Below are 4,682 nucleotides of genomic sequence, written 5' to 3'. Positions count from 1 at the left end.
CTGACCTGACCATCGTGGTGTCCAACGACAACGGCGGCGGCATCTTCGAACTGCTCGAGCAGGGCGATCCGCGCTTCTCCGACGTGTCCTCACGCATCTTCGGAACCCCGCACGACGTCGACGTCGGCGCCCTGTGCCGCGCCTATCACGTGGACTCCCGTCAGGTCGACATCGACGGTCTCAGCGAAGCGCTCCGCGAATCCTCCGATGGCATGCGGGTTTTGGAGGTGAAGGCCGACCGCTCGTCGCTACGGGCGTTGCACGCATCGATCAGGGCGGCGTTGTGAATGCCGTGATCAACGGCGCGGTTCTGTGGTCGAAGACCCTGTGGCAGAGCCTGATTCCCCATCTGTACGGCGACCCGAGCGAAACCCGGCCGCAACGGATCATCCGGCGGCTGAGGGTCGCCGTCGTCATTCTGGCCTGCCTGGTGACCTTGCAATCGTTACTGCTGGTGCTCGGCGCCTGGCGCAACGACCATCAGATCGAATCCAACATGGGGGTCGCCGCCGCGGAGGTCCTCGACGCGGGCCCGCGACGGTCGACCATCGAGTTCGTCACGCCCGACCGGATCACCTACCGACCGGAGCTGGGCGTGCTGTATCCGTCCGAATTGGACACGGGCATGCGGATCTACGTCGAGTACGACAGGGACAACCCCGACCTCGTCCGAGTGCAGCACCGCAACGCGTCGCTGTCGATCATCCCCGCCGCGTCGATAGCGATCGTCGGGTGGTTGGTGGCGGCCGCGGCGCTGGGCTTGCTGGGGTTCGTGCAGCGCCGGCCGGACCGTCAGGACGCCATCAGCTTGGACAGCCAGTCGTTGTCGTAGATGTCGACCTTCTCTCCGGCCGTGAGGTCGAAAACCGTTGGGGTGCCGGTGTTGATCGGATCTACCTCGTAGAGGAACTCGAAGTTCGTCGACTCCATGTCGGCCAGGTCGCCCTTGCTCTTCTGGTTCGCGCCCTGCTCGATCTCGTGCGTCTGAAAGCCGGGGACGTCCGCGTTGCGCGCGAGCTTGGCGAGTTCCTCGTCGCTCGGGCCGGTGCCACCGGGTTCCTGATTCGCCCACAGCTGCTCGACGAATCGCTGAAACTGACGGCCGGTGGTGTAGATCGGTTCCTCCGGCACGCCACCGGGGGAGGCGGCCGCGAACAGGGCATTGACGACCCGTCCCGAGTGCCCATCGGTGGATGGGGTGTCGAGGAACGTCATCGGCCGGTAGGTGATCGCGAGCTGACCCGTCCCGATGTAGTACGCGAACTCGTCCCCGAAGTCCTTCTGGAGCTCCGCGCAGTGCGTGCACTGCGGTTCGGTGTAGAGCTCCAATTGCACCGGGGCGTCCTGCAGACCGGCCCGGATGCCGAACTGGTCCTCGGTGACCTCGACCAGAGGTGGGTTGAGATCGCCAACGGCTGATCCGCTCACGCCGCGCGTGCAGCCGGTCACCGCGAGTAGAAGGGTCACCGTCAGCATTACGACCGCTCGCGGTAGTCGCATCGTGGCCTCCTCCCTCGGTCGGATTGAAGAATGAATCCCAGTATGACTCTTTCCCTGCCGTATCCCTGTTGGCAACCGCTCGGACAGGCGGTGCTGTCATGCTTCCATCGTGCGCGTTGCGATCGTCGCAGAGTCATTCCTCCCGAATGTCAACGGTGTCACCAACTCGGTGCTTCGGGTGATCGAGCATCTCCGCCGCACCGGCCACGAGGTTCTCGTCATCGCCCCGGACACCCCGCGCGGCGAGCCACCCGCCGACCGCGTCCACGATGGGGTTCGCGTCCACCGGGTGCCGTCGCGAATGTTCCCGAAGGTCACATCGCTGCCCCTTGGCGTGCCGCGGCCGCGGATGGTCGGCGTGCTGCGCGGATTCGGTCCGGACGTGGTGCACCTGGCCTCACCGGCACTGCTCGGCTACGGCGGACTGCTCGCCGCCCGCCATCTGGGCGTGCCGACGGTGGCGGTGTTCCAAACGGACGTCGCGGGTTTCGCGCAGAGCTACGGCGCCGGCGTGATGTCGCGGGCCGCCTGGCCATGGACCCGGCACCTGCACGGCAAGGCCGACCGCACCCTGGCGCCGTCGACGTCGGCGATGGAAGACCTTGTCGCCCATGGTGTTCCACACGTATACCGCTGGGGTCGCGGAGTCGACGTCACGGGTTACGTCCCGTCGGCACGCGATGATTCACTGCGGGCGCGCTGGTCACCGCCGGGCAGGCCGGTCATCGGCTTCGTCGGCAGGCTGGCCCCGGAGAAGCACGTCGAGAGGCTGGCGGTGCTGGCGCGCCGGAACGACCTGCAGGTGGTGATCGTCGGTGACGGCGTCGACCGGCAGAAGCTCGAAAGGCTCATGCCGTCAGCTGTTTTCACGGGCGCGCTCTACGGCCCCGCGCTGGCGACCGCGTACGCGAGCATGGACGTCTTCGTCCACACCGGAGAGCACGAGACGTTCTGCCAGACCGTGCAGGAAGCCAAGGCCTCGGGCGTCCCCGTCATCGCTCCCAATGCGGGTGGACCGCGAGACCTGATCGCTCCCATGCAGACTGGGCTGCTGCTCGACGTCGCCGACTTCGAGACGAGACTGCCAACGGCCGTCGAACACCTGCTGGACCAGCGGCAGCGGTATTCGCTGGCCGCCCGTCGCAGCGTGCTCGCCACGACGTGGCCCGCGGTGTGCCAGCAGCTGGTCGTGCACTACGAGGCGGTGCTGGGCACCCGTGGCGTCAAGGCCGCCTGACCTAGTTCGGACCTAGCCCTGAGCCTCGACGGCGACGGGCTGCCATTGCTCCCACGTCGCCAGGCGGCTCTCGTAGTCCGTCTTGGCGATCTGCAGCGGCGCCTCGCCGAAGAACACCCGCAGCGGTGGCTTCTCGGCGTCGACGACCTTGAGGATCGCCCTGGCGGAGGCCTGCGGGTCGCCCTGCTTGCTGGTGCGCTGCTCGCGGATCTTCTGTGCCGCCGCGTGCGCCTCGGCGTAGGCCGGGAGTTCGTCGGCCCTCTTCGACGACGAGCCGCCCCAATCGGTGGAGAAGCCGCCCGGCTCGACGAGCGTGACGTGGATGCCGAACGACTCGACCTCGTTGGCCAGCGCCTGCGAGAAGCCCTCAAGGCCCCACTTGGACGCGTGGTAGATGCCGACGTTCGCGAAGGCGCTGATGCCGCCGATGGACGACACCTGGATGATGTGCCCGCTGCGCTGTTCGCGCAGGTACGGCAGCGCGGCCTGGGTGACCCACAGCGCGCCGAACAGGTTGGTCTCGAGCTGCGCGCGGGCCTGCGCCTCGGACAGCTCCTCGATGAAGCCGAACTGCCCGTAGCCGGCGTTGTTGACCACGATGTCGAGCCGGCCGAAGTGGTCGTGGGCCTGCTTCACGGCGGCGAAGTCGGCGTCGTGATCGTTGACGTCCAGCTCGATCGGCAGCAGCGCCTTGCCGTACTTCGCGGTCAGGTCGTCCAGCGTCGAGGTGTCACGCGCCGTCGCCGCGACCTTGTCACCGCGTTCCAGGGCGGCGATGGCCCACTCCCGGCCGAAGCCTCGCGATGTTCCGGTGATGAACCAGGTCTTCTCAGCCATGCAGGTCTCTCCTCTTTCGTCTTTGTCTCCGCCGAGCAGACGCAAATGTTCCCAACACGCCGACGTTCCGGGCACGTTTGCGTCTGCTCGGCGGAGACCCCTGCGGCAATTCAACGCAGGCGGGGGTTACCCATTCCCGCAGGGTGCACATTCACAGGTAGCGTCAAGGCCGTGAGTCGTGCGACGTTGGAGAAGGATCCCCTCGAAGTCGCGTCGATGTTCGACGGGGTCGCGCGCCGTTACGACTTGACGAACACCGTCCTCTCGCTGGGGCAGGACCGGTACTGGCGCCGGGCGACGCGCTCGGCGCTGCAGATCGGTCCCGGCGACGCGGTGCTCGATCTCGCGGCCGGGACGGCGGTGTCGACCGTCGAGCTCGCGCAGTCCGGTGCGTGGTGCGTGGCCGCGGACTTCTCGGTCGGCATGTTGGCGGCCGGTGCGGGCCGCGCGGTGCCCAAGGTCGCCGCTGACGCGACGAAGCTGCCGTTCGCCGACGAGTCGTTCGACGCGGTGACGATCAGCTTCGGGATCCGCAACGTCGTCGACCACGTCGAGGGCCTACGCGAGATGGCACGCGTGACCCGGCCCGGCGGCAGGCTGGTGGTGTGTGAGTTCTCCACCCCGACCAATCCGCTGTTCGGCACCGTCTACAAGGAGTACCTGATGCGCGCGCTGCCGTCGGTGGCCCGTGCGGTGTCGAGCAACCCGGACGCCTACGTCTATCTCGCCGAGTCGATCCGGTCCTGGCCCGACCAGGCCGAGTTTTCGCGTCGGATCGGGGACGCCGGTTGGTCGGCCGTGCGCTGGCGCAACCTCACCGGCGGCATCGTCGCCCTGCACGCTGCCACCAAACCCGCCTGACACCAGCCGCGAGCGAGCGTGCCTGTACGCGACACGCCCCAGGGTTTCGTACCAATGCGCACGCTCACCGCTGCCGGTAAACGCTCAGCCCGGCTATTCACCGTGCATGTTAGTCTCGCTGAGCTTGCGGGCGAGTTGCGCACGCGATCGGAGGCCGAGCTTTCGGTAGTTCTGCGTGAGATTCGCTTCCACGGTCTTCTGGCTGACGAAGAGTTCGGCTGCGACGTCGCGGTTGGTCATGCCGGAC

General features: G+C 67.3%; 7 protein-coding genes. 4 read left to right on the top strand and 3 right to left on the bottom strand.

The annotated features are described in order from the left end of the window. Both QOI01_RS25670 and QOI01_RS25665 read left to right on the top strand, forming a co-directional pair. Positions 1 to 287, top strand: a 287-nt coding sequence (locus tag QOI01_RS25670; protein WP_526385990.1) for a thiamine pyrophosphate-dependent enzyme, incomplete at its 5' end; no start/stop codon positions are given. Continuing rightward, positions 284 to 832, top strand: coding sequence for a DUF3592 domain-containing protein (locus QOI01_RS25665; protein WP_526385989.1), 549 nt, complete (start codon positions 284 to 286; stop codon positions 830 to 832). The genes QOI01_RS25670 and QOI01_RS25665, both read left to right, overlap by 4 nt. Here QOI01_RS25665 and QOI01_RS25660 read toward each other — a convergent pair. Further along, a complete protein-coding gene (locus QOI01_RS25660) occupies positions 793 to 1,500 on the bottom strand; it encodes a DsbA family protein (RefSeq protein WP_526385988.1) in 708 nt (235 codons plus the stop codon). The two genes, QOI01_RS25665 and QOI01_RS25660, sit on opposite strands and share 40 nt — an antisense overlap. A 109-nt stretch (positions 1,501 to 1,609) precedes the next feature. On the opposite strand from QOI01_RS25660, the gene QOI01_RS25655 reads away from it, so the two are divergent. After that, on the top strand, positions 1,610 to 2,737 hold the full coding sequence (locus tag QOI01_RS25655; RefSeq protein ID WP_526385987.1) for a glycosyltransferase family 4 protein: 1,128 nt from the start codon (positions 1,610 to 1,612) through the stop codon (positions 2,735 to 2,737). 12 nt (positions 2,738 to 2,749) lie between these two features. Here the strand turns inward: QOI01_RS25655 and QOI01_RS25650 are convergent, their stop codons facing one another. Then, complete coding sequence (locus tag QOI01_RS25650; protein ID WP_526385986.1) at positions 2,750 to 3,574, bottom strand: SDR family oxidoreductase; 825 nt, start codon at positions 3,572 to 3,574, stop codon at positions 2,750 to 2,752. 171 nt (positions 3,575 to 3,745) lie between these two features. Between QOI01_RS25650 and QOI01_RS25645 the strand changes: the two genes are divergently transcribed. Then, positions 3,746 to 4,435, top strand: a complete 690-nt coding sequence (locus tag QOI01_RS25645) for a demethylmenaquinone methyltransferase (protein ID WP_526385985.1) — start codon at positions 3,746 to 3,748, stop codon at positions 4,433 to 4,435. Between the two features lie 93 nt (positions 4,436 to 4,528). Here the strand turns inward: QOI01_RS25645 and QOI01_RS25640 are convergent. After that, the coding region (locus QOI01_RS25640) for a response regulator transcription factor (protein ID WP_526385991.1) at positions 4,529 to 4,682 on the bottom strand (154 nt) is incomplete at its 5' end.

Origin of the sequence: Mycobacterium sp. (assembly GCF_032162605.1) — a bacterium.
Taxonomy (GTDB): Bacteria; Actinomycetota; Actinomycetes; order Mycobacteriales; family Mycobacteriaceae; genus Mycobacterium.
The sequence above is the reverse complement of the archived record's forward strand: the minus strand, read 5'-3'. Positions and strand labels throughout refer to the sequence as shown.